The following is a 24,032-nucleotide window of genomic DNA, read 5'->3' as shown; positions in this document are numbered from 1 at the left end:
TTTTATTCATTATTTTTGAGCCGTTTTAAATCTTCTAAAATAGGGTCTGTATCATTTTCAAGCCCATCATAGCTCCGTACCACGTTACCTTCCGGGTCAATGAGGAAAAAGGTCGTCGCATGCACAATATTTTCATCCCCTGTATCTTTATCGACTACACTTTTAAAAGACTTTTCAGCCAGTGTTTGTATTTCTTCATCGGAATAACCGGTGAGAAAATCCCAATTGCTGAAATCGGCCCCATAATTTTCTCCGTACTGTTTTAACGCTTCTGGATCATCATTTTCCGGATCTACAGTAAAGGAAACAATCCTGATATCGTCAATTCCCGCTTTTTCCATTTCACCCTGCAGGTTCAGCATATTAGGGGTCATCGTATTACAAACTGTCGGGCAGCTTGTAAAAATCATATCAGCCAATACATAATTCCCCTGTAAATCTTCATTCGTGACGGTATCTCCATCTTGGTTCGTAAATTCAAAAGAAGTCAGTTCCATATCTGCCTGCGAAAGATCCGATCCATTTTCCGGAGTCTGTGACTGGCCGGCCTGATAAAGCCAGGCGCAGCCGCTTAATAACATACACAGCAGCCCGGCGCCAGCTGCAGATACGATTAACCGCATGAAAGACCCTTCTTTCTGTTTTTATTTCAGCCGGTCTGCATCGGCTGGAATGTCACTGATTGTCCATTCCCCTTCTTTCGGCTGTTCTTTCACCAGCCATTGCTTAAAGACATAGCCAATCGTAGTCACGTAAACGAACTCCTGTGAAATTTTCATTACCACTCCGGCCAGCTGCTGATCAGAATGGGGATCCAGGAAAGAAAAACCTCCGGATCCGCTGTTCATCATATCCGTTGGAGGCGCAGCTCCGGGCGGCAGACAATATGCCATCACATTCGACCAGACGGCAGGGTTCGTGTAGGTTTCATATAATGGACTGCCGGCAAATATAATTAAAGCACAAGCCGGTGTTATTAAAATCCCGTTGGCGAAAATATACACAATACGCCTTAAATCAGGAAGCTGATACTCCGAGGGCAGCGGGGACAGCATATGCCACCACATCAGCCAGGCTGTCGCAAATAAAGCTGCCTGGTATACACTGTGTAATACCGGCGACTGCATAATTTGGTCAAACACTACAGGAACATGGTAAAAGGAGAATAAAGCATTAAATCCAATAAGGCCGATGATTGGGTTCAGAATAATGCGGTAGGTGATTAGTGCTTTACGTTTCCATGTCCTGATCCATTGGCGGAGCACCCATTTCGGAATCGACAGTATAAATAAAGGTACAGCGGCAAAGTAGGAAAACACCATCTGTGTCATATGCAGCGTTATAATCGAATGGCCTGCTACATATAAGGGACTGCCCCATCCAAGGTAAAGGGCCATTAATCCAAGCACAAAATAAATTTTCTGCCGGAGAGGCACCTTCTTCTCTGTTCCGTCCAATGCCTGTTTTTTTACGGATGTCACCCAGTAATACAATAAAGCAATAACAGCCAGTATTGTAATTAATTCAGGAGTCCATAGTGCCCGAAATGTAAAAGTCGAGAAAAATTCCTGCATCTCTGCCCTCCTCCTTACGCGTTTATAAATAAAGCGGGAGCTTTCATTTCTCTTTCACCTGAAGTAAAATAGGAAAAGTACATTACTTATTAATATTAGCATATTTTAGATGGATCATAATCTTTCTCCATTGTAATTTTTTGATGCTTTTCTTACAATCTTATGAACAAACGGGAAATGATGCCGCCTACTCACTGAAAGAAAGCCGAGGTTCATGGTTATGCGAAAAACTTTAATTGCACTTGATTTAGATGGAACATTATTGAAAGACGATAAAACAATCTCGACAAGAACGTATAAAACCCTGCAGGAAGCAAAAAAAGCGGGGCATATGATTGCTATTGCCACCGGCAGGCCGTACCGGGCAAGTAAAATGTATTACCAGCAGCTCGGACTGGACACGCCTATTGTGAATTTTAATGGAGCCTATGTCCATCACCCGGGGGATTCCTCTTTTCATACACACCATTCCCCGCTTGAGCTGGAAACAGCCAGAACCATCATTGATACGTGCCAGGCTTTTCAGGTGCATAATATTATGGCAGAGGTAGTAGACGATGTATTCCTGCACGATTACGACGAAACATTTATAGATATGTTTTCTTTAAGCACCGAACCGGCCGCAAGCGGAAATCTAAAGAAGACGTTACGGACCGGCCCGACTTCCCTGCTGGTATATCCGCAGTTAGAAAATGCTGAAAAACTGCGGGAGCTTATTTCAGGGAAACACGCCCAGGGGATTGAGCAGCGTTCGTGGGGAGCCCCTCACCATATGATCGAAATTATAAAGACAGGAAATAACAAAGCAGCCGGGCTCGAAAAAGTAGCAAGTTACTGTGATGTGTCCATGGAAGATGTTATTGCATTTGGGGATGAAGACAACGATCTTGACATGCTTGCCCGGACAGGAACCGGTGTCGCAATGGGGAACGCAGCCCCGGAAGCCAAACAGGCAGCAAAAGAAGTAACGTTCAGTAATGAAGAAGATGGAATTGCCGTATTTCTGGAAGAAAGGTTACATTTACCAAATATGGCTATGTATCAAAAAAACTAGAAATAATAAAAACAGGAGGTTAAAAAGAAATGAATATTTATGAGATACCAAAAGACGCAACCCGGGACCTTCGTGAACAAGTAGCTGATCTGTTGATGGGACAGATGGCTTCCATTGGCAAGGACAATGCTTATGAGCTGCTAATGGATTCCATTGATCTTGCCCTGCAGGAACATTCCGGCGCTCATATCTTCGTCGCGGAAGTCGAGGGTTCCATTTTAGGAGCAGCTTTCTTTAACCTTGGCATTGCCCTGGACAAAGGAGGTTATTATATTTGGCTGAATGATCTTTTTGTACATAAGGAACACCGTAACCAGGGTATCGCCAAAAAACTGCTGCTAAAAATAATATACTGGGCAGAAAACCAGGGCATTAAAGGAATTGAGCTTGAAACTGGAATAAGCAACGCCGCTACCAAAGCGTTATACAATTCTCTGGGATTTTATGATGTTGTTTCTAAACGGTACGGCTTTCGATTTTAATGTTCGTGCCGCTTCTTCCTTCCCTGCTTTCTATCAGACATAGTAAATAATCATGATAAACCCTGCTTCTGTCTCTCCTTCATTGGAATAGACATGATTTTTGCCTGCTTCAAACCGAAAAGCATCTCCCTCCTTTAAGTGAAAGCTGCTCCCTCCTACTCTTATTTCCAACACCCCTTTTTTTAAAAAGATATATTCTTCCACGCCCTCGGGATGGGCGTTGGAATAATAAGCTTCTCTTGGATCAAGGTCTACGTAAAAAACTTCAAAAGGAGTGCGTGAATCCTTAGAGAACACAGGTTTAACATGAAACCCGCCATGGTCGCCTTCCAGGGTTTTTAATTCTTCATACGAAATTTTCGTAATAGGCGGACGTTCTAATTCTACAAATGTTGTAAAAGGGACATGAAGGCCGCTTGCTATCTTCCACAATGTGCCTACCGTAGGATTTGAATCCCCCCGTTCTATCTGACCCAGCATAGGCTTACTAACCCCGGTCAAGGAAGCCGTTTCTTCAAGATTTAATCCCTTCTGACCTCTTATCTGCTTTAATTTTCTTCCTATATGAGCGTTTAACTGCTCTTTTTCCATTCCTACCACCTTGATCTTTTATATGTTTTAACATACAATAAATATAATATAACATACAGTCAATAACCAGAGAGAAGGTGTCAACATGAAAGTTTTACAAATTTCCAATCTGCCCCATGCTTTTTTTCATGGCTTAAAAGACGGGTCTTCCATTGCCCTGGGATACATGCCGGCAGCTGTGACGTTTGGCTTTATTGCACAAACCGCTTATTTAAGTGCCTGGGAAACGATAATGATGAGTATTCTTGTATTTGCCGGCGCCGCTCAATACATGGCTTTAAGTCTGGTGGCAGCCGGAACCGGCGCTCTGGAAATTATTTTTACTACTTTCATTGTGAACCTCCGCCATTTTCTTATGAGTGCCTCATTGAATGAAAAAGCAGAACCGGACCATCCTTTAAAGAAAGCTGGTTACGCCTTCGGTATCACCGATGAAATTTTTGCCGTAACGTCTATGAATAAAGGAGAAGTAAGCTCTGCTTACATATACGGTGTCTTCCTTATTTCTTATATCAGCTGGGTCATGTTTTCCGGGGTCGGACACAGTGTGGGGGAACTGCTTCCTTCTATGTTACAACAAAGTCTTACCTTTGCGCTATATGCACTGTTTATCTCCCTGTTGGTCCCTTCTTTAAAAAAGCACCGCAAAATATTAGTTCTGGCAGCAACAGCAGCTGTCTTAAACAGCTTATTCGTCCAGATCATGGCGGATGGATGGGCTGTCATCCTGGCTACGCTTTTATCTGCTGCAGGGGTGGAAGGGATAGAGCCAAAACAGCCCCTGCATAACAAACCAGAACAAAAGGAGAGCCGCTGATGTCTGAAGAAATGATCTACCTGATAATAGGAATGGCCCTGGTAACCTATATACCCAGAATGCTTCCGCTCGTATTCTTCAATGCAAAAAAAATCCCTCCCAGACTGGAAGGAATCCTGCAGAACGTGCCTTACGCGGCTCTGGGAGCATTAATTTTTCCAGGAGCCCTGCTTATTCATGACAACGTATTATTTGGCCTGACCGGCATTGGAGCTGCTTTTTTGTTCTCCTTTTTCGGGGGGAGCATGATTGTCGTTGTTCTCGGGTCAGTCGTTGTTTTAACTGTGCTTACTCCTCTGTTTTAGAAAGGGTGAAAGTGTCAGTGACAACAAAATCAGCGTTTTGTTCCGTTTCCAGTATTTCAAATGTGATGGTAAAGGGTCCGTTGGTGAAAAGAGAAGACTCGACCTGTTCCGACCACTTCCTGGTTTCTCCCGGCGGCACTGTCACTGATTTCAATGCCTGGGAAAACATCTTCCTATCTGAATAACGATAGAGGACCCCTTTTTCATTTTCTATCGTCACTTCTATTTCCTGGCCGCTTGCAAAAGACAATGGTAATGGGCTATCTGAAGTGTTATAAAGTATCAAAGACCAAGAGTGCTCTTCTTCATTAAATAATCCCTGTAATTTCCAATCTTCTTCCACTGCTTGACTGCCCCTTTCCGCTTCATTATTCCCGGAAATACCGCATGCTGCTAAAACCATCATCACTACAGCGATCCTCACAATTTTCACTGGTCAGCCTCCTGTATTAATCATCTTTACGGAACAATCCAAAGATGCCGGCCGTATTTACAATATTTGTGAAGGCTTCGGGATCCACTTCTTCAATCACTTCTTTTAACGCAAATAACTCATAGCGTGTAATAACAATCATTAAAACTTCTTTTTCACTGTAATCATAGCCGCCCTTTGCGGGGATTCTTGTAATGCCCCTCGTGATGTGTTTATGAATGGCTTCCCTTAATATATCAGGCTGCTTTGTTACAATCATCGCCGTCACTTTCACGTGGCGGGTGTGAATAGTATCAATAACCCGGGAGCTCACATATAAAGCCAGCAGGGTATACAACGCACTTTCCCAGTCAAACAGCAGTCCCGCGGTCATAACTATAATCCCGTTTAGTATAAAAAAATAAGTGCCGACAGGGCGGTCACTGACTCTTGCCAGCACCAGCGCGACTATATCCAGTCCTCCGGCAGAGGCCCCCCATTTCAATGGAACCGCCGCCCCAACTGCTGTAATCACCCCACCGAACACACCGTTTAATAATATATCTTCAGAAAGAGCTTCCACCGGTACAATTTCCAGAAAAAATGTAGTAAGAGCCACGTGAAGAAAACTGTAAAACGTAAATAGTTTTCCTACCTTATACCAGCCCAGCACGGCTATGGGGATATTAATAAGAAATAGAAAGATACCTGTGGAAAAAGGAAAAAGCGCAGCCAAAATCTGGGCAATACCAGTTGCTCCGTTAGCAAACACATTAGCCGGAATTAAAAACATATTTAATCCAATGGCCATAATGAAGGTGGATAGTACAATAATAAGCACCTTTTGTATTTCCTTAAACAAGGTTGAATTTCTGGTAATCATAGGTGAAACACCACCTTTCCAGCTGCTAAATATGCGCCGCCGTCCATTTCGTCATGGCAAGCATTCCCTCTCTTGTTACTTTATGTCCCGCCCTTTGCTCCAGGTGAAAGACATAAACGTCCTCCTCCCGTTCTTTTTTTATACCTTCATAAAAGGAAAAAGAATCACGATAATCGATGACCTGATCCTCCCGTCCGTGCCAGAAAAACAGCGGACGTCCCGCCAGCAGTTCAGGCTGCCGGGACAAATCGTAAGACAAGAGCTGCTGGACTTCCTGTTCAATTTCTTCCCCTGAAAAGGGAAGATCTCCCTGCTGTTTCAAAGCCTCTACCTGACGGCGGGCATAGGCTTCCCATGCGGGGGTCCCCATCATAACAGCCCCCCCTTTTATCCACGGAAAAGCGGCAAGGGCTCCGCAGGCCAGTATACCGCCCATCGAAGTCCCGGCGGCAAAAATTCGTCCTTCTTTTATTAACCTCTTTTCTTCCAAAGAATCATAAATATATTGTATTTCATGTAAACTTTGTAAAACAATGGACCAGAACTGAAAGAATCTCTGTTTTTCTGTTAATCCTTCATGGCGTTCTCCATGATGTTTTGCTTCCGGCATAATCACACGTACTCCCTGTTTAGCCAGTTGATACGCAATGTGAAGATTGTGTTCTTTGGCACTGGAAAAACCATGCCAGTATAATACTGCCGGCAGCGGCTTTTTTCCATCATTCATATCATAAATATGTAATGCCGGGACGCCGCCAAACGATTCCTCAGCTATCGCAAGCATGTTCATCTTCCTTTACACTCGAATTAATAAACCCTGTTTCATTGTACTGCAAACCTTGCCGCGTTAAAAGGGAAAATCGGGATGCATGCATGCCAATAAAAAAACTGCTGCGCCGTAAGATCCACTCTTGGCACAGCAGTTCATGTTTCCTATTTATCCTCTCTAATGCTGGTGTGAACCGGTTCTTCTCCCTTTTCTTCCGCCTTATTAAAGTGCTGCACCGAATGCATCGCTCCTTCAGAAACCATTTTATTGTCTTCAAAATCATATGGTTCAGAGTGCCCTACTTTTTCATTTAATTCTTTATCTTCCGCCTCTTTTGTGTTTCCTGTCCATTTTGCCACGGTTCGTTTCGATACGTCTTTTACACGCTCCCGCTTATCCTCGTCTCTTAAAAAATAGGTGGCGGTCCCCACTACTCCAGCTACGACTGAAGGAACCAGAACATTTCTTTTTCTCATTTTTCATACCTCCCGTTTCCTGTACATTTCTTTATCAGAGTTGTTTTTTGTTTTCCCGCTCTCACAAAGAATAAACTACTTCTTATCTTTCATATCCTTCTATTTGAAAAGCCCAAATCCCAATCCGTTCTACGTCATTATTGTCATCCGCGATAAACCAAAGACTCCCGCCATTCACATGATAAATATGCACCGTTTTCCCATCTATGGTTTCTTCTATATATTCCGATCCATGGGCGCGCCTTACATCAAATAAAGAGTCACCGACCGTAACCCCCCGGGCTGTTTCAAAATCGGAAGAAGAAAAAATCATATACGTCAGCTCATTATCCGTTATTTCAAGCTGCATATCCGGCACATCCCCTGTTCTTTCTTCTCCATAGCGGTCTTGATACGTAAATTCATGCATATCCCCGTGAAATCCGATATAATCCGCCGGTTGGCCGTACCCCGTATTCCAGTGGACATCCAGTTTTTCATCAACTTCGTTTAGAGTATCCCCGATCCGCAGATTATCCACTGTTAGTAAATCCGCCGTCTCCAAATGAAGCCGGCCCGGGTTATCCTCCCATTCCGCTTGTATGCCGAGTTCCTGCAGGCTGCTCACACGAACTACTTCCTGCTCCTCTATTTCTTCGATATAATCATTTTCTTCAAGAAATTCAAAAGCGGATTCCTCCGCATAAGGAACATCCCGGTCAATTTCTGCTTTTTCATTCATCACCTGCACCGCAGCCTGGATGGAGACGTATAATATTCCATTTTCAAAAACAGGACTGCCGGCATAGGTCTGAAGCTGGCCGTCTATGTATAAATCATGTTCGTTATCATTTGATTCAGCTTCCCGGTCTGTCTCCTGAACTTCTGATTGAAATGGCACATTGGCCTGTGCCTGCTCGATGTGCCAGCTGCATGCCATAAAAAGGACAAAACAAATACCCGCTATTTTTTTCACTGTGACTTCTCTCCCTGTTTTTTAATCCCTAATTTTTTGGTTATTCCCCTTTGTTATGAAAATAAAACATTATATTTTTCCCAAAAACGAAAGCGTTTGTTAATTAATGGAGAAGCGGGCTCTTTGAAAGATAACTGCAAAAAGTGGTACATATATACTCAAGTTCAGAACCCATGATTGGTTTATAGGATAATATAAACTACTAAACATGGTGGGCGGTTGACCATCTTCTATAGAAAGGAGGGGTAGTGTGACGACTTAAAGTTTGATATTTTAATTTAGCTAGTCATTAATAACGACATTAATTGTGATTTTTATCGTCTTTCTATATAGAAAAAAGTACCCCCCCATGACTTCGGTTACTCTTCTTCGAACACCTATTTCATTAGGTCAACCGCTCTTTGTGCGGTTTATCGTTGTTTTTTCCAATTAGTAGCTGCCACTTGGGGGTATTTTTCTATTAATAGTATATTGCAGTTATGATTATTTAATCAAGTAATTGTCAATCAATAGTCAACAAGCGACAGCCACTATTCCTAAAGGCTGCCGCTTTTGCTTTTAATATACTAAATAGTTTTCACGAACATCTTTAAACTCTTCCAATTCGCTTTCCCATTTCGTCTTTATGCTTTCTACTGATTCGCCATTCTCAATAGCCTCACGGATCCAGCCGTTACCAATTAGGTTATCAAAAAAGGATACGCCTTCGCTGTTTTCAGCACGGAATGCGAAATCTTCTGGGTACATATCATGTAGTGTCTTCACGATGTGCAGTCCCGTTTCCACAGGGTGGAAGGACTGTTTATGATCAATATGAATTTGTACACCGTTACTCAATGTACCACTATGTTTTGAAAAGGACGGTGTAAAAGAAGCAGCTCTAAATGATACTCCTGGTAAATTTAGATCGTTTAATTCTGCTGCAAATTCCGTACTATTTACATAAGGTGCTCCAATTAATTCAAATGGCTTAGTTGTACCGCGCCCTTCTGAAAGGTTAGTCCCTTCTATTAATGCTGCGCCTGGATAAACCATTGCTGTATCAAATGTTGGCATGTTAGGTGATGGTAATACAAACTCTAATGGTGTGTCATCATAGTACATGTTTCGTTTCCAGCCGTCCATTTCAACCACTGTTAAATCTGCTCCGATATCAAATTCTTTATTAAATAACTCAGCCAATTCACCAACAGTCATACCGTGGCGAAGAGGAATCGGATAGTTACCTACAAAGGATGCATAGTCAGGATCTAGTACAGGTCCTTCCACCTTAGTACCACTTAACGGATTTGGACGATCAAGTACCATGAATTCAATATCGTTTTCCTGTGCTGCTTCCATTGCATAAGCCATAGTGTAAATATACGTGTAAAACCGTGTTCCCACGTCTTGGATATCAAATAAAAGTACATCTACATCCTCAAGCATTTCAGGTGTTGGCTTTCTGGTTTGTCCATATAAGCTGTAGACAGGCAGCCCTGTTGTTTCATCAATATAATATTCAACATAATCACCAGCCTGTGCATTACCACGGACTCCGTGTTCTGGTCCATATAATGAAGTTAAATTTACATCTGGATCATTGTGCAGGCGGTCAACGATACTGTTTAGTTCCTTATCCACACCAGTAGGGTTTGTGATAAGACCGACGCGCTTTTCTTCAATTAAATCTTTTTGTTCATCCAGTAAAACTTCTACCCCTAACTGGAATGGTTTATCCTTCCCCTTAGCTTTTCCATTATTACTGCTATTATCTGCGAATGCGGCTACAGTTAGCGAACCAGCCGCAAAGACGATTGCTAAACATGCTAAAATTAATTTTTTCATGATACATACACTCCTTTAAAGTATTTGTTAGTAGGAGAGACCATGATCATAGTTAAATAATACACTTTCCCCATCCGCACCTGGAATGGTTACTGGTAAAAGTCCTGATGGATTATTTTCACCAAATAGTGTTGCTGCTGCAGCGTCAAAGCTTGCTTCTCTAAAACCGTATTGCGCTAAATATCCATCGATTTCCGGGAATGCCATAATGTCGTATGGGTTACGGATCCCACTACCAACGACAGGCACATCCAATTCTTCAATCAGTTGATGAATCATCTGCATTTGCGGACTACTTTCTGATCGTCCATTGACGTTGTACGTGTACGTTCCAACAACAACTGCACTTGCCTTCTCTAGTTCTGCCAGCTGATCATCATTTAATGGACCCGATGCAGTGACGAGGTCTGTATTTTCGTGGTAAGCTCTTACAGATTCGTACAAACTGCTGATATAGGTGTTACCAACAACAGCAAGTTTATCTTCATTAGTGAACTCGAAAGGCAGTGCATCTTTATTTTGTACGAGTGTAACCGATTGATTGGCGGCTTCTTGTTCGACTTTTTTATGTTCTTCTGCTCCAACTACTTCCTCGGCATTGGCTACGATTTCATCTACGGAAGGTGAATTCTCAGATTTAATTACACCGCGATTAATTTTTAATGTTAAAATTCGTTCCACTGATTCTTCAATGCGCTCTTCCCTTATTTCTCCAGTTTCTACTGCATCACGTAAGCCATCAGCCACTTTTTCTAACCCTACAGGCATTAAAATGATGTCTGTACCTGCTTTAACAGAACGGATAACGGCATCTACCGATCCGAAATGATCGGTAATAGCGTTCATGTTTAACGCATCGGTGATAATGACGCCATCATAGCCCATTTCTTCACGCATTAACCCAGTAAGTACTTTATGGGATAGTGTTGCTGGTAAAGAAATTTCTGTGCCATCTTTTTTAGAAATCACTTTTGTATCATCTATCTTTGGAAACGTAACATGTGCTGTCATGATCGCATCAATGCCAGCATTCATTGCTTGCTGGAACGGATAAAGCTCAACATCCATTAAGCGCTCCTTATCATGTGGCACTTCCGGTAATCCAAGATGGGAGTCAACTGCTGTGTCCCCGTGACCAGGGAAATGTTTTGCAGTTGCTGCAACTCCAGTACTTTGCAGGCCTTGTGTATAAGCAATACCTAAGTCTGCTACTAAATCAGGTGATTCTCCAAATGAGCGAACACCGATTACCGGGTTATCCGGATTGTTATTGACATCCATAACAGGTGCCAGATTCATATTGATGCCAAGTGAATTTAGCTCCCGGCCAATTGTCTCACCGACATTATGGGTAAGGTCAGTAGAGCGGGCAGCCCCAAGTGCCATGTTTCCCGGCATGTCTGTTCCTGATTGAAGACGTGTAACAATACCACCTTCTTGGTCAATCGTCATCAGCAGTCCGTATTTTTCAGCTGCTTCTTGATATGCTGCTACTAATCTAGCAGTTTGCTCGGTTGTGACCACATTTTCACGGAATAATATAACACCACCAAGATGATAGTCATCGATTACCTTTTCAATCTCAGGCAGCATTTCTGTGACATTCTCACCATCCCAGTTTCTGAAGTCTGGCATAAGCATTTGACCAATTTTTTCATTTAACGTCATACCATCTATGGCACTTTCAATAACGTTATAGCGCTCATCATCTTCTTTTATAATGACCGGGTCCTTATGAGGCTTGTTGTGTACGGCGATACGGTCTGTAAAATCTCCGTTTGTAACACTGATAAACGAACGACCATTTTGACCTGTAAAGGTAACCACTCCATTTTCATTAACAGTAGCTACATTTTTGTTGTTTGATTCCCAAGTAAGGTTTTCAGAAGCGGTTTTAAAGTGCCCGTCGTCATACACGTGTAGTGCATTCAAGTTTAATTGGTTATCCTCTACCTCAGTACTAGCTTCTGGAATATTATCAAACAGGATAAGGTCATCCACATTTTCATCCTCCGCTGCTTCTGCTGCATTACCAGAGAAGTTAAATGGACTGACGATTAAGCTAAAAATGGCTGCTAGAATAAATGGTGTTTTTGTTTTGCGAATAGCATTCATGTTTTTCCTCCTTCTATTTTATTTAATAATGACGCTTGACCCCTTCATCCCTGTAAAAATCCAGTTGTTGCTGTTCAAGTTCAACATTTGTCACATACCATCCACGAGCATTTGTGTAGGTATCTGTTTCGTAGTGGAACGTCCTTCATTAATAAATGAAATAAAGCACTTATACTAGTAACATAGTTTATATTAGGTAGTTTAGTAAATGAATCATAAGTAACAAAATTTTAGGAAATATCTAAATAGTGTGAATGGAAAGCTCAAAGCCGGCGAGGAGCAAGACGATCTGTATTGGTGTCCAAACGAGCGCAAAGTACTTTAAAAATACTAAAAATACCATGGTCACCATCTCAAATGGCCTCCATGGTATTTTACGTTAAGGGTCTGGGACAAAACTATGAAGAAATAAAAAATTCCGAACGATTATTCCATAAATCGTTCGGAATTTTTTGTGCACTCATCCTACGCTACGTCAAAATACTTCGCTTGTTCGTTGCTTATTTTACACATACTACGGAAGGTTCGGCTTTTTATTTATACTTTTTTCTTTTGTCCCAAACTGTTATTCATTATATAATTTTGAAATATCATCTTCCACCGGGTTTTCCATCCCCGTTGTCACTTCTTCGTCCCACGCCAGCATGCCGCCTGCGAAATTCTTAACGTTCTCAATCCCATTATCTTTAAAGTAAAGAGCTGTATGCTGGCTGCGGTTTCCGCTGCGGCAGATGAGAACATATTCCTTATCTTTTTTGAGCTCGTCGATCACTTCCGGAACTTGATTCATCGGCAGCAGCGGCACTCCTGGAATATGCCCTTCCACGTATTCTGAAGGTTCCCTGACATCAATAAAGACAGGGGTGGATGTGTTTTCGTCATAAATATTTTTAATTTCACTCTTTTCCAGTTGCTCAATGCCCTCCAAGTCATATCCCATTTGCTTGATCCCTCACTCTTATTATTAGTATTATCACGTATCTTCCGGTGGTCTGTTTCTTAACTTTAACAATCTATACGTATGGCTGACAACTACTTTAGCAACGGCATATGTGGGGACGGCGAGTAAAAGTCCCACTATGCCTGCAAACCGGGAAGCAACAAGCAGCAGTAAAATAATCGTTAAAGGATGAATATGAAGCTTCCTGCCCATTACCTGAGGAGAAATGAGGTTGCTTTCAATCTGCTGAACGATGACAACGACAAACACAACGAGCAGTGCCATAAACGGCGAATCCAGCAGCCCGACAATCACGCCCGGAAAGGTTCCAATCCACGGGCCGATAAATGGAATGATATTGGTGAACATCGCCACGACCGCCAACACCAGTGGATAATCCAGGCCAATAATAACATAACCGATAAACACGCATATCCCAACAAAGAAGCTGACAATAATCTGTCCCTGAATATAGGAGCTGAGTGCGTCATCCATATCGCTTAAAATCCGGCGGCCTTCTTTTTCCTGTTTGGCAGGGAGAAGACGGAGGATAAAATTTGGTGCCTTTTTCCCTTCTTTCAGCATGTAATATAAAATGAAAGGAAGAATTAGTATAACAATAACGACACTCGTAATCATACCGACTACATTTGCGATATTGCTCCCTAGATCGGCCAATACATCATTTGCATATTCGGCTGCCCGGGAGGTCAACTCCTTCCAGGAAAAATCCATTTCCGCGATAAAATTGTTAAACCATTCCTGATTCTGCAGGTTTACGATCATCCGCTGGGCTTCATTTACAAGAGCCGGCGCATTTTTCACTAAATTATTAAATTGATTCTGTAACGAAGGACCAACAAGAAACACAAGCAGAACAAGCAGGCCTGCGACCATCAAATACAACAGGAGAATAGATAGCCCTTTTGGTATTTTTTTTGATAATAGGTGGACAATAGGGCGGAATAAATAAAACAATACCCCTGCAATAACGATCGGGGCAAAAAGAGTGGAAAAAAGAACCACTATCGGCCGGAAAATAAAATCTACCAATGTCCCCAAGTAAATAATCACCAGTATTATTATGATCCCGTATCCTATGCGAAAGTACTTACCGTCCGGCATTTCATCACCACAACCAATTCATTTTTTCGTATTTATTGTACCATATATTTACTTCCATACACGGTCCTTCATTCTTCCATGTAGATAATTTTTTTTATCCTTAGTAGGATATAGGTAGAATCCCCCTTTTGAGAAAGGATCGTTACAGACATGATTAATAAGCTGAGACAACTATTCCCATCCGCCGTTTATGAAGAAAATCTCCTGCCGTCCGAAAAGCACCTTTATACCGTGTATGTATCATCTCATACTTCCGAATCCTTCGCTATTAAAACCGGGGAATTAAACGAAAGAGAGGAACAGCTTCTTGAACTTTCCTTTCACCAGAAATCCCATTCCCTCCCTTTCCACAGCGGAAACCCTGAATGGTATTCCTACTTCAATGAAGATGGTCCCCGCCCGGCTTCTCTAAAACAGTATAACTCGTTTCGTTTATTTTATTTGCAGGGCAGGAAGCTGTATGAAAATCAAACAGATCTTCATGAGACCCTCCGTTATTATTTTGACGAACAGGTAAAAACTGTATTTCTAGAGCAAAATTTTTTAATCGTTCTTCTTCCTGATCAAAAACATGTAGATCCGGAAATGTTTGAAGCCGGAGAACTTGCCGGAATTCTTGCCGCCGATTTGCTGCTTGATGTGTTCATCTATTCTGGAAGACGAATACATCAGGAGGAAAACATTAAATATATATACCTGGAGGAAAAGCAGCTTTTTCAGATGGCAAGAAACATGTTTCCAAAAGAGCGGACATTTCGGGACTATGAAATACTGCCCTTTATTCTTCCGCTGTTAGAAAAACCGGAGCAGCAGCACCTGTATCATTATGCTCTGGCCGGACTGGAAAAAGAAACAGAACTCGTAGATACCCTATATTATTTCTTTTTATGTAATTTGAACAGCAGCCTCACCGCAAAAGAATTACATATGCACCGGAATACCCTTCAATACCGTTTAGAAAAAGTATCGGACCGCATTGGAATAGATGTGAAGCACTTCCCAAACGCTGCCGCTCTTTATATTCTTATTAAAAAAATAGGGGACTAGACCGGTTTTCTTTCTATACAGCAACCTGCACAAAAGACAGCGCTTTCTTTTTGGTCACTTTTTCTATATGAAAGCGCTGTCTATATCGATATACTATAAATCAAATAACAACGTCTTCATAAAGGAGCGGAAATAGCATGGCTGAAATTAAAATGAATCAAATCAAAAAAGTATATGACGGCGGAGAAGCAGCCGTTGATGATTTTAACCTGCAGGTGGAAGACAAAGAATTTATCGTTTTTGTCGGTCCTTCCGGCTGTGGAAAATCCACAACATTACGGATGATCGCGGGACTGGAAGACATCACCGAAGGCGACCTGTTAATTGATGATAAAAGAATGAATGAGGTTCCCCCCAAAGATCGTGACATCGCCATGGTGTTTCAGAACTATGCGCTTTATCCTCATATGAATGTATATGATAACATGGCATTCGGGCTGAAGCTCCGTAAGTTCAAAAAGGAAGATATTAAGGAACGGGTAGACAATGCAGCAGCCATCCTCGGGCTGGAAGAATACCTGGATCGTAAACCAAAAGCTCTGTCAGGCGGGCAGCGGCAGCGTGTTGCTCTCGGGCGGGCAATTGTCCGGGATCCTAAAGTGTTTCTGATGGATGAACCGTTGTCCAACCTGGACGCAAAACTGCGTGTACAGATGCGTGCCGAGATCATTAAACTTCACAAAAGGCTGAATTCCACTACGATTTATGTTACCCACGATCAAACCGAGGCTATGACCATGGCGACACGCATTGTTATTTTAAAAGATGGGATCATTCAGCAGGTAGGAAGCCCTAAGGAAGTGTATGAAAGTCCGGAAAATCTGTTTGTCGGCGGATTCATTGGTTCTCCTGCCATGAACTTTCTGGAAGGGACGCTGGAAGGAAATTATTTTAACATCGGTAATGTATCCATCGGTGTCCCGGAAGGAAAAATGAAAATACTACGTGATCTGGGATTTGAAAATAAGCCGCTTCTTATGGGGGTCCGTCCGGAAGATATTCACGACGAGCCGCTGTTTTTGGAATCTTCCCCGGAATCAAAGGTCACCCTGCCGATTGAGGTGGCAGAAATGAACGGGGCGGAGATTATTCTTTACAGCACTGTCGGGGAGCAGCAGCTTATCGCCAGGGTTGATTCCCGTTCTGAAATTGAAGCAGATACCACCGTGGACATGGCTTTTGACATGAATAAGGTTCATTTCTTTGACCCTGATACGGAACTGCGGATCCGCTAACGTTTTTCTTTATTCAGCTCCCCCTTATATTAATATACAGCAGGGCCTTCCGAAAAACTCGGAAGGCTTTTGCATGTCTTTTGGTCCTCTTTCCTGTGTATTCGTTTTCCTTTTTAATAAAATTTTGACAATAGGTTCGTTATTTGATTAAATATAATCTGCGTAGTCGTTTCATATATTTTACAAAGGGGGAAAATCAATCAATGAACAAAAAGGGATTTTTACTAATGATTCTGCTGTTTACATTTGGTGTATTGCTTGCTGCCTGCGGCGGCGGTACAGAGGACGGCGACAATGAAGACACCGGCAGCGGAGAAGATTCTGGAGGGGAACCGGAAGTTGAGGTGGAAGAAGAAGGCACCGGCGGCTCCGGGGATGAAATACAGCTTGGAAGCGGTTCTACCGGCGGAACATATTATCCTCTCGGCCAGCAGATGGCAAATGTTTTAAATGATAATGTGGAGCTGGATGGCTTCGATGTAAGTTCCGTTTCTACAGACGCTTCCGTGGATAACCTGGCCCGGATTGGACGCGGGGAAATGGAACTTGGAATGACTGTCCACACTACTGCTCTTCAGGCAGTAAATGGGGAAGCTGATTTCGAAGGAAACGCAGTCGAAAACTTCGGATTTATGGGTCACATTTATCCAGAGGTCATGCAGGTGGTCACGACAGAACAAACCGGCATCACTTCCATTGAAGAATTGGAAGGAGGCACGGTAAATCTGGGACCACCCGGAAGCGCATCAAATGCGGCATCTAAATTGATCCTGGAAGCCCACGGTCTGGAAGAAGGAGACTATGACGCCCGGGAAGAAGGTTTCGGGGACGCTGCCTCTCAGCTTCAAAATGGGAATATTGATGCAAACTTCGGTTTTCTTGGACTGCCGGCTGGGAACATAAATGAACTTGCTACACAGCGTGAAGTTGTCTTCCTTCCTATTGAAGGGGAGGGACTCGAAAACATTGAGGCAGACAGTGATTACAGTCAGCTCGACATCGAGCCGGAAATGTATGACTTTCTTGATGAACCGGTAAGTACGGTGACAGCTTATGCTATTCTCGTTGGCTCCACTGATCTCGTTGATGAAGAAACCGGATATGAAATCACGAAGCAGCTGTATGAAAATACAGACAGCATTGAACATCAGCAAGGACAACACATGACGATGGAAAATATTATGCACGGCTCTGAAGGACTGCCGCTCCATCCTGGGTCGGAAAGATATTTTGAAGAAGAAGGGCTTCTGGATGGAGGAAACAATGAAGAAGAAGCCAATGACGAGGAATAACTCTTGCGGCCGGATAAATGGATCCGGCCGTTTTTATTTCTAATCGGAGCACTAAAAATAAAAGGATTTTAAATAGTATTCTTTCATATTATACTTATATGAAGAGCGGCACCGTGCAGGCGCTCATGTTTATCTAATCGGGGGTGGTTTTTTGAGCCAGGAACAAGGAGATAAAGAATTATCCCGGGACGAGCTATTAAAAAAATACGACCGGGAATCTACATATCGCACCAATCTGGGAAAATGGGCCATTTTGGTTTCTATCCTGGGGATAGCTCTGACCGTTTTTCATTTATGGACGGCGGATGATCCCTACCGCTCAGTTATTCAGGGGGCTGTGCACCTTGCCGGAGGCATGTCCTTAATTTATCTGTTGTATCCCTTTAAACAATCGATGACCGGGCGCAAAGGCATTCCCTGGTATGACATTCTCTTATCCCTGACCGCTTTGTTTTCCAACTTTTATATTGTATTTAATTACGAACATTTATTTCAAAGCTCGGTTGTCGCAGGATTCGGATTATTTGACAAAATCGTTGCCACTGTTTTTGTCCTGCTTCTTCTTGAGGGAACCCGCAGAGCTGTAGGACTACCCATTGTCATTATCGCATTGATTGCTATTGGGTATGGTCTCTGGGGAAGCGGGCTTCCTCATTTCGGACATGCAGGATTTGAGTTCGACCGCCTCATGACAGATCTTGTCTATTCGAGTGAAGCCATTTTCGGCACGCCGATTCAAATATCATCGACCTATATTTATCTATTCCTGTTTTTTGGCGTAATGCTCGTACAGACAAATATAGGGCAGTTTTTTAATGATTTGGCTTTCGGTGCTACCGGGCGGTTCACAGGCGGCACGGCAAAAGCAGCCGTATTTGCTTCCGGCATGCAGGGAATGGTGACAGGCAGCTCTGTTGCCAACACGGTAAGTTCCGGTTCCTTTACGATACCAATGATGAAACGGGCTGGTTTTAAACCTGAGTTCGCAGCTGCTGCAGAAGCTTCTGCTTCCACAGGCGGACAAATCATGCCCCCTATTATGGGTGCCGCGGCTTTTATCATGATAGAAACGATTAACGTTCCTTACAGCGACATTATTCTAGTCGCCATCATTCCCGCGCTCCTGTACTTCACGGGAGTTTTTATAGGAACTCATTTTGAAGCCCGCAAATTAAAAATTTACGGACTTCCCAAAAGTGAACTTCCTTCTCCATCCTCCTTATTAAAGCAGATCGACCTGCTTCTGCCGCTTGCTGCGATATTATTTATGCTGTACAGCGGTTATACGCCGACCACCGCTGCCTTATGGGGGATCTTTGCTGCTTTTGCGATTAGTTTTGTCCGGAGCAGTACGCGGCTTTCTTTGAAAGACATTCTGCATACGCTCGAACAGGGGGCCAGAATCGCTCTTCCTGTCATTGCCGCCTGTGCCAGCGCCGGCATTATTGTCGGAGTTGTGGTATTCACCGGACTCGGAGGGAAAATTGCAAACGGAATTATTGACATTGCCGGCGGCAACTTTTTTCTTGTCATGTTTTTCACGATGATCGCCTGCATTATTTTAGGAATGGGACTGCCGACCACAGCCAACTATGTCGTAACAGCTTCTCTGGCAGCACCTGCTTTAACTCAGGGATTTGATGTTCCGCAGATTGCCGCCCATTTCTTTGTCTTTTATTTCGGCATTGTGGCAGATATCACTCCGCCCGTCTGCCTTGCCGCTTACGCCGGAGCCGGCATCGCAAGAGCCAATCCAATGAAAGCAGGAGTTACTTCCGTCAAACTGGCGATCGCTGCCTTTGTCGTTCCATACGTTTTTGTCACGAATCCGGTGCTCGTTCTTCAGGATGCCACCGCGGCTGCGCTGATTCCTGCCTTGATCACCGCCTTCATCGGAATGACAGGCATCAGCGCCGGCATGATCAATTATTTTGTTACCGGCAATACGTGGTATGAACGTTTGATGCTTATCGGAGGCGGCATCATGCTGCTTATCCCTAATCTATTTATCGCCTTTCCAGGACTGGGGCTTATTATTGTCGTCTATATCCTGCAGCGCTTCCGCCAAAATACTGGTAAAAAAACAGCTGTCTCACCATAGAAGAAAAGCGGCGGTGGAGAAGCCTGAACCGCCCCTCTCAACCACCGTCATCTGTCTCCAATACGTCTATATTCGACAGTTTGATCCGGAGAAGGTCCTTTCAGTTGAACAAAATGCCAGTGCCTTAAAAAGAACCGATGGCCTTATTTCAGGCCATCGGTTCTTTTTATTGTTAGTCATAAAAGACATCAAATGTTTCCCATAATCCTTCTAATTCTTTTAATCTTGCTTCTACTTTTTTATGTTCCGATCTTGTTACTGCCGTAATTAAGGCACTGCTTATACTGAGCGGAGCGGCAAACGAGTCGATGAAAGAATTGATCTCTGTGGCCGCAAGCAGCTTACGGTCTCCATACGGCACCAGCGGAGACATTAAATGATCGGTTAATACGAGAGTTTTTGCTCCCCGGTGTTTCGCATACTTTAATACTTCTACGGTGCGTTTCGTATACCGGGAAAAACCAAATCCAATCACAAGGTCATCGGGAGTAATATCAAGCAAATGCTCGGAAACACCATCTGCTTCTCTCAAAAGCTCTGTGTTCTGAAGCACAAGATCTAAATAAAACTCCAAAAACGAGCCGATGCTGGCAGCGCTGCGGTAGGCAATAATATAAATACGGTTCGCCTGGATAATATCGTTCACCGCTTCTTCAAAAACCTTGGCGTCCATTTGCTGCAGGGTTTCTTTCAGGTTCTGCATATCATCCGATAATATTTCCGACACGGCATTCTCCGGGGGATCGGTCTCATCTGTCGTGCGGGCAAAAACTTCCGCGGAGGTCCACTTTCGCTGCAGGGCTTCCTGGAGATGACGCTGCATGTCCGGATATCCTTTAAAATCCAGAAATACAGCAAAGCGGACGACGGTTGCTTCCCCAACTCCCGCATGTTTTGCCAGTTTGGATGCGGTTAAAAAGGGCGCCGTCTCTGAATGATTAATAAGATAACCAGCGATTTTTTTCTGTGATTTGCTCATTTGATCCTGAAGCTCGGTGATCCTCTTATACACATCGCTGTCCAGCATGCAGCACTCCCCCTTTTACATACGATGAAAAGGGGATCCTCCAAAGACCCTGCTTATAACTTGTTCGTAAGCGTCCAATGTTTGCTCTATATCCTCATCCTTATGAGCCGTCGATAGACTATAACGGCTCATCGGCTTCGTATAAATCCCCTTTTCAAGCAGACGGTAATCTATTTCTTTTTTTAATGCCAGGTTCGTAGATTGGAGGTCCCTGTAATTTCGAATATTTTCCTTCTCCGTTAATAATACACTAAATATGGAACCGATGCCAATGGTACCGCCCTTTACTCCGTATGCCGAAAAAATTCTATCAATTCCCTGCTTTAACTTTTCCGTTTTACCCAGCACTTGTTCCATCTTTTCCTCCAGTTCATCCATGACAGCTAAACCTGCTGCGAGTATCATAGGATGCCCGTTATACGTGCCGCTGTGAAATAAAACATCATATGCGGAAGCATGTTTGCTTTGACTGCTGTCAAAAACATCGGCCCCTGTATCCGGAGCACTTTGCATCATTATTTCTTTTTTACCCCCTACTACTCCAATTGGAAACCCGGCGCCAATTACTTTTCCCAGCGTAGTAAGGTCAGGTTCCACCCCATACGTCTGCTGCGCCCCTCCAAGTCCTGTGCGAAAGCCCGTTTTCACTTCATCAAAAATAAGCACCATTCCCAGGTTTTCCGTCAACTTTTTTAATCCTTGTAGGAAGGAAAGTTCCGCCGGAATTATTCCTCCCTGAACAGGTTCCAGCATCACTGCACCAATTTCGTGCTGATGTTTCCGAAGCAATGCTTCACAGGCCTTTAGATCATTAAATGGCAGTACCAGAGTCTGCTGCTGATGGGACGGATGCATCCCTTTCGATTCCGGCACTGCTTCCGGAGCTTCCTCTCTCCCCGCTTCCTCTACGGGAGGGTTAATGCTGAGAAGCATTTGATCGTATCCTCCATGATAATGACCTTCAAATTTTGCAATTTTATGCTTCCCGGTGTGGGCGGCCGCCAGCCGAAGCGATAATAACGTGGCTTCTGTGCCAGAGTTTGTATAACGAACCCTTTCCATGGAAGGAAAATAATGTTTCAGCCTTTCTCCCATCTCAACTTCCAGCCCGTGCGGCGTGCCAAAAAGCCACGTTCCATCCTTTTCCATCTGATTCATCATCGCTGCCTTCACATTCTCATGCCCATGACCCGTAATAAGAGAACCATAACTCATCAAATAGTCGATATATTCGTTCCCATCTACATCTATAATTTTCGATCCATTCCCTTGTTTCATGACGATGGGATGCGGTTCAAAGTATTTGATATTAGCAGTTACCCCGCCGGGCATCACTGTTTTTGCTTTATCCATAAACTCTTTTGAACCCGTTGTTTTCTGTTTTATACTCCATATCGGATAATCCGTCTGCTCAACTGCCATGACTTCTTCCTCCCGTTTTGAACTTTTTGTTTCATTTAAAACAAATAAAGAATTATATATTTCATTATAAGCGAAGGTATGCTTGTTTGTGAATCCAATATTTCATATTAAAAATTATCTGAAATATTTATTTCTCTATATAATTTACCATCGAAACATTTCTTTCATTATTCCTTATGAATTAAATTTTTCATTCTTTTTTGACTATTTTGAATTAAAGTTGTTATACTTTTACTGAATATCAGTCATTTTCTCTGGGCTGGAAGATTGGAAGGAAAGGTGATGATAGTTTCATGGCACAGCCGAAGTACATTACGAAAATTGATCAAATCGAACAGATACCGGAGGAAGAAAAGGAACGTTTAAAAAAAATTACCGAAAAATTTGTTTTTCGTGTGAACGAGTATTATTTAGGCCTTATTAACTGGGAAGATCCGAATGATCCCATAAAAAATCTTGTCATTCCAAACGAAGGAGAGCTGGAAGAATACGGGCGGTGGGACGCTTCTGATGAGGACACAAATTATGCGGTCCCGGGCTGTCAGCATAAATACGAAACCACGGCTCTCCTTATCTGTTCGGAAGTCTGCGGAGCTTACTGCCGCTATTGTTTCCGCAAGCGCCTCTTCCGTAACGACGTTAGAGAGGCCATGTCTGATGTAGATCCAGGCCTCGAGTATATCCGCAATCATCCGGAAATAAATAATGTGCTCCTGACCGGCGGGGATCCTCTTATTCTTGCAACGAAAAAACTGCGCTATATTATTGAAGAACTGCGCAGTATCCCGCATGTAAAAATTATACGTATTGGTTCTAAACTTCCTGTTTTTAATCCGATGCGTTTTTATGAAGACGAGGAACTGCTCCATTTGATCCGGGAATATTCTACGCCGGACCACCGGATCTACATTATGGCGCACGTCAATCATCCCCGTGAAATAACAGAAGAAGCGAAAAAAGGATTTCAGGCTCTGCATGACGCGGGAGCTATCGTTGTAAACCAGACACCGGTTCTGAAAGGAATTAATAATCATCCGGACGACCTTACGGAACTGCTTGATAAATTATCCTGGGCCGGGGTCACACCGTATTATTTCTTTATCAACCGGCCGGTAGCCGGAAACAATGATTTTGTGCTAACACTGAAGGAAGCTTATGATGCCGTTGAAGAGGCCAAAGCCAGGACAAGCGGCCTGGGAAAAAGGATTCGGCTGTCCATGAGCCACACCTCTGGGAAAATCGAAATTCTCGCTATAGAAGACGGAAAAGCATACTTGAAGTATCATCAATCCAGAGACGGCAACTATGGCCGGTTTATGGTGCTGGACTGTCCGGAGAATGCCTCCTGGTTTGATGATCTGCCGGGAAATGAGCAATATTGGGAACAGCCAAAGAAAAAGGTGGAAGATGTTGTATCAGTCAACGAAATGCCGGACATGCCGCAAAAACGAAAAAAGCGCGCGCAGGCGGCCTCTAAATAAACATGGAAAAACGGGAAAGACAGGCACAGCCCCCTGTCCTTTCCCGTTTTAATTTTAAGAGACCGCAGACTCATTATTACTTTCATGTTAAAATGATCTTAT

23 protein-coding genes are annotated in these 24,032 nt (G+C 43.2%); 9 read left to right on the top strand and 14 right to left on the bottom strand.

Features of this window, described 5'->3' with window-relative positions; translation table 11 throughout:
* Positions 1-2: 2 nt before the first annotated feature.
* Entirely contained in the window at positions 3-623 is a 621-nt protein-coding gene (locus tag G475_RS0102645; RefSeq protein WP_026699931.1) for an SCO family protein, read from the bottom strand.
* Between the two features lie 21 nt (positions 624-644).
* On the bottom strand, positions 645-1,574 hold the full coding sequence (ctaG, locus tag G475_RS0102640; RefSeq protein WP_026699930.1) for a cytochrome c oxidase assembly factor CtaG: 930 nt from the start codon (positions 1,572-1,574) through the stop codon (positions 645-647).
* Between the two features lie 214 nt (positions 1,575-1,788).
* Here ctaG and G475_RS0102635 point away from each other — a divergent pair, with 214 nt between their 5' ends.
* The gene (locus G475_RS0102635; RefSeq protein ID WP_324603199.1) at positions 1,789-2,628 is read left to right on the top strand and encodes a Cof-type HAD-IIB family hydrolase; all 840 of its coding nucleotides are present in this window, start codon (positions 1,789-1,791) and stop codon (positions 2,626-2,628) included.
* A 29-nt stretch (positions 2,629-2,657) separates the two neighbouring features.
* The gene (locus G475_RS0102630; protein ID WP_026699928.1) at positions 2,658-3,110 is read left to right on the top strand and encodes a GNAT family N-acetyltransferase; all 453 of its coding nucleotides are present in this window, start codon (positions 2,658-2,660) and stop codon (positions 3,108-3,110) included.
* A gap of 33 nt (positions 3,111-3,143) precedes the next feature.
* Here the strand turns inward: G475_RS0102630 and G475_RS0102625 are convergent, their stop codons facing one another.
* Positions 3,144-3,701, bottom strand: a complete 558-nt coding sequence (locus G475_RS0102625; RefSeq protein WP_026699927.1) for a helix-turn-helix domain-containing protein — start codon at positions 3,699-3,701, stop codon at positions 3,144-3,146.
* Between the two features lie 85 nt (positions 3,702-3,786).
* Here G475_RS0102625 and G475_RS0102620 point away from each other — a divergent pair, with 85 nt between their 5' ends.
* Positions 3,787-4,518: an AzlC family ABC transporter permease gene (locus G475_RS0102620; protein WP_035710022.1), complete on the top strand. Its 732-nt coding sequence runs from the start codon at positions 3,787-3,789 to the stop codon at positions 4,516-4,518.
* Positions 4,518-4,823, top strand: coding sequence for an AzlD domain-containing protein (locus tag G475_RS0102615; RefSeq protein ID WP_026699925.1), 306 nt, complete (start codon positions 4,518-4,520; stop codon positions 4,821-4,823). Before G475_RS0102620 ends, G475_RS0102615 begins: the two co-directional genes overlap by 1 nt.
* Here the strand turns inward: G475_RS0102615 and G475_RS0102610 are convergent.
* The 9 genes from G475_RS0102610 to G475_RS0102565 form a co-directional block, all read right to left on the bottom strand.
* The gene (locus G475_RS0102610) at positions 4,807-5,256 is read right to left on the bottom strand and encodes a BsuPI-related putative proteinase inhibitor (protein ID WP_026699924.1); all 450 of its coding nucleotides are present in this window, start codon (positions 5,254-5,256) and stop codon (positions 4,807-4,809) included. The genes G475_RS0102615 and G475_RS0102610 overlap by 17 nt on opposite strands.
* 16 nt (positions 5,257-5,272) lie before the next feature.
* The gene (locus G475_RS0102605; protein ID WP_026699923.1) at positions 5,273-6,118 is read right to left on the bottom strand and encodes a YitT family protein; all 846 of its coding nucleotides are present in this window, start codon (positions 6,116-6,118) and stop codon (positions 5,273-5,275) included.
* 25 nt (positions 6,119-6,143) lie between these two features.
* Complete coding sequence (locus tag G475_RS0102600) at positions 6,144-6,902, bottom strand: prolyl oligopeptidase family serine peptidase (protein WP_026699922.1); 759 nt, start codon at positions 6,900-6,902, stop codon at positions 6,144-6,146.
* Positions 6,903-7,051: 149 nt separating this feature from the next.
* On the bottom strand, positions 7,052-7,363 hold the full coding sequence (locus G475_RS0102595; RefSeq protein WP_026699921.1) for a hypothetical protein: 312 nt from the start codon (positions 7,361-7,363) through the stop codon (positions 7,052-7,054).
* Positions 7,364-7,445: 82 nt separating this feature from the next.
* A complete protein-coding gene (locus G475_RS0102590) occupies positions 7,446-8,318 on the bottom strand; it encodes a hypothetical protein (protein ID WP_026699920.1) in 873 nt (290 codons plus the stop codon).
* 558 nt (positions 8,319-8,876) lie between these two features.
* Positions 8,877-10,145 (bottom strand): exo-beta-N-acetylmuramidase NamZ family protein, encoded by a 1,269-nt coding sequence (locus tag G475_RS0102585; RefSeq protein WP_026699919.1) that lies wholly within the window; start codon positions 10,143-10,145, stop codon positions 8,877-8,879.
* 27 nt (positions 10,146-10,172) lie between these two features.
* The gene (locus G475_RS0102580) at positions 10,173-12,260 is read right to left on the bottom strand and encodes a glycoside hydrolase family 3 protein (RefSeq protein WP_026699918.1); all 2,088 of its coding nucleotides are present in this window, start codon (positions 12,258-12,260) and stop codon (positions 10,173-10,175) included.
* 565 nt (positions 12,261-12,825) lie between these two features.
* On the bottom strand, positions 12,826-13,200 hold the full coding sequence (locus tag G475_RS0102570) for a rhodanese-like domain-containing protein (protein WP_026699917.1): 375 nt from the start codon (positions 13,198-13,200) through the stop codon (positions 12,826-12,828).
* A gap of 33 nt (positions 13,201-13,233) precedes the next feature.
* Complete coding sequence (locus G475_RS0102565) at positions 13,234-14,325, bottom strand: AI-2E family transporter (protein WP_026699916.1); 1,092 nt, start codon at positions 14,323-14,325, stop codon at positions 13,234-13,236.
* Between the two features lie 150 nt (positions 14,326-14,475).
* Here G475_RS0102565 and G475_RS0102560 point away from each other — a divergent pair, with 150 nt between their 5' ends.
* From G475_RS0102560 to G475_RS0102545, 4 genes are all read left to right on the top strand, one after another.
* On the top strand, positions 14,476-15,372 hold the full coding sequence (locus tag G475_RS0102560; RefSeq protein WP_026699915.1) for a PucR family transcriptional regulator: 897 nt from the start codon (positions 14,476-14,478) through the stop codon (positions 15,370-15,372).
* A 137-nt stretch (positions 15,373-15,509) separates the two neighbouring features.
* Positions 15,510-16,607, top strand: a complete 1,098-nt coding sequence (locus G475_RS0102555; protein WP_026699914.1) for an ABC transporter ATP-binding protein — start codon at positions 15,510-15,512, stop codon at positions 16,605-16,607.
* Positions 16,608-16,810: 203 nt separating this feature from the next.
* On the top strand, positions 16,811-17,899 hold the full coding sequence (locus G475_RS24125) for a TAXI family TRAP transporter solute-binding subunit (RefSeq protein ID WP_051302104.1): 1,089 nt from the start codon (positions 16,811-16,813) through the stop codon (positions 17,897-17,899).
* Positions 17,900-18,050: 151 nt separating this feature from the next.
* Positions 18,051-20,000, top strand: a complete 1,950-nt coding sequence (locus G475_RS0102545) for a TRAP transporter permease (protein ID WP_026699913.1) — start codon at positions 18,051-18,053, stop codon at positions 19,998-20,000.
* Between the two features lie 172 nt (positions 20,001-20,172).
* On the opposite strand, the gene G475_RS0102540 is transcribed toward G475_RS0102545, so the two are convergent.
* Both G475_RS0102540 and G475_RS0102535 read right to left on the bottom strand, forming a co-directional pair.
* Entirely contained in the window at positions 20,173-21,027 is an 855-nt protein-coding gene (locus tag G475_RS0102540) for a MurR/RpiR family transcriptional regulator (RefSeq protein ID WP_026699912.1), read from the bottom strand.
* A 15-nt stretch (positions 21,028-21,042) separates the two neighbouring features.
* Positions 21,043-22,449 carry an aspartate aminotransferase family protein gene (locus G475_RS0102535; protein ID WP_026699911.1) on the bottom strand — a complete coding sequence of 469 codons (1,407 nt, stop codon included), beginning with the start codon at positions 22,447-22,449 and terminating at the stop codon, positions 21,043-21,045.
* 293 nt (positions 22,450-22,742) lie between these two features.
* Here G475_RS0102535 and G475_RS0102525 point away from each other — a divergent pair, with 293 nt between their 5' ends.
* Positions 22,743-23,930, top strand: coding sequence for a KamA family radical SAM protein (locus tag G475_RS0102525; protein WP_026699910.1), 1,188 nt, complete (start codon positions 22,743-22,745; stop codon positions 23,928-23,930).
* Positions 23,931-24,032: the final 102 nt, after the last annotated feature.

Source organism: Salibacterium aidingense DSM 18341 (assembly GCF_000429685.1).
GTDB classification, from domain to species: Bacteria; Bacillota; Bacilli; order Bacillales; family Marinococcaceae; genus Salibacterium; species Salibacterium aidingense.
This window is presented reverse-complemented; position numbering and strand designations above follow the sequence as displayed.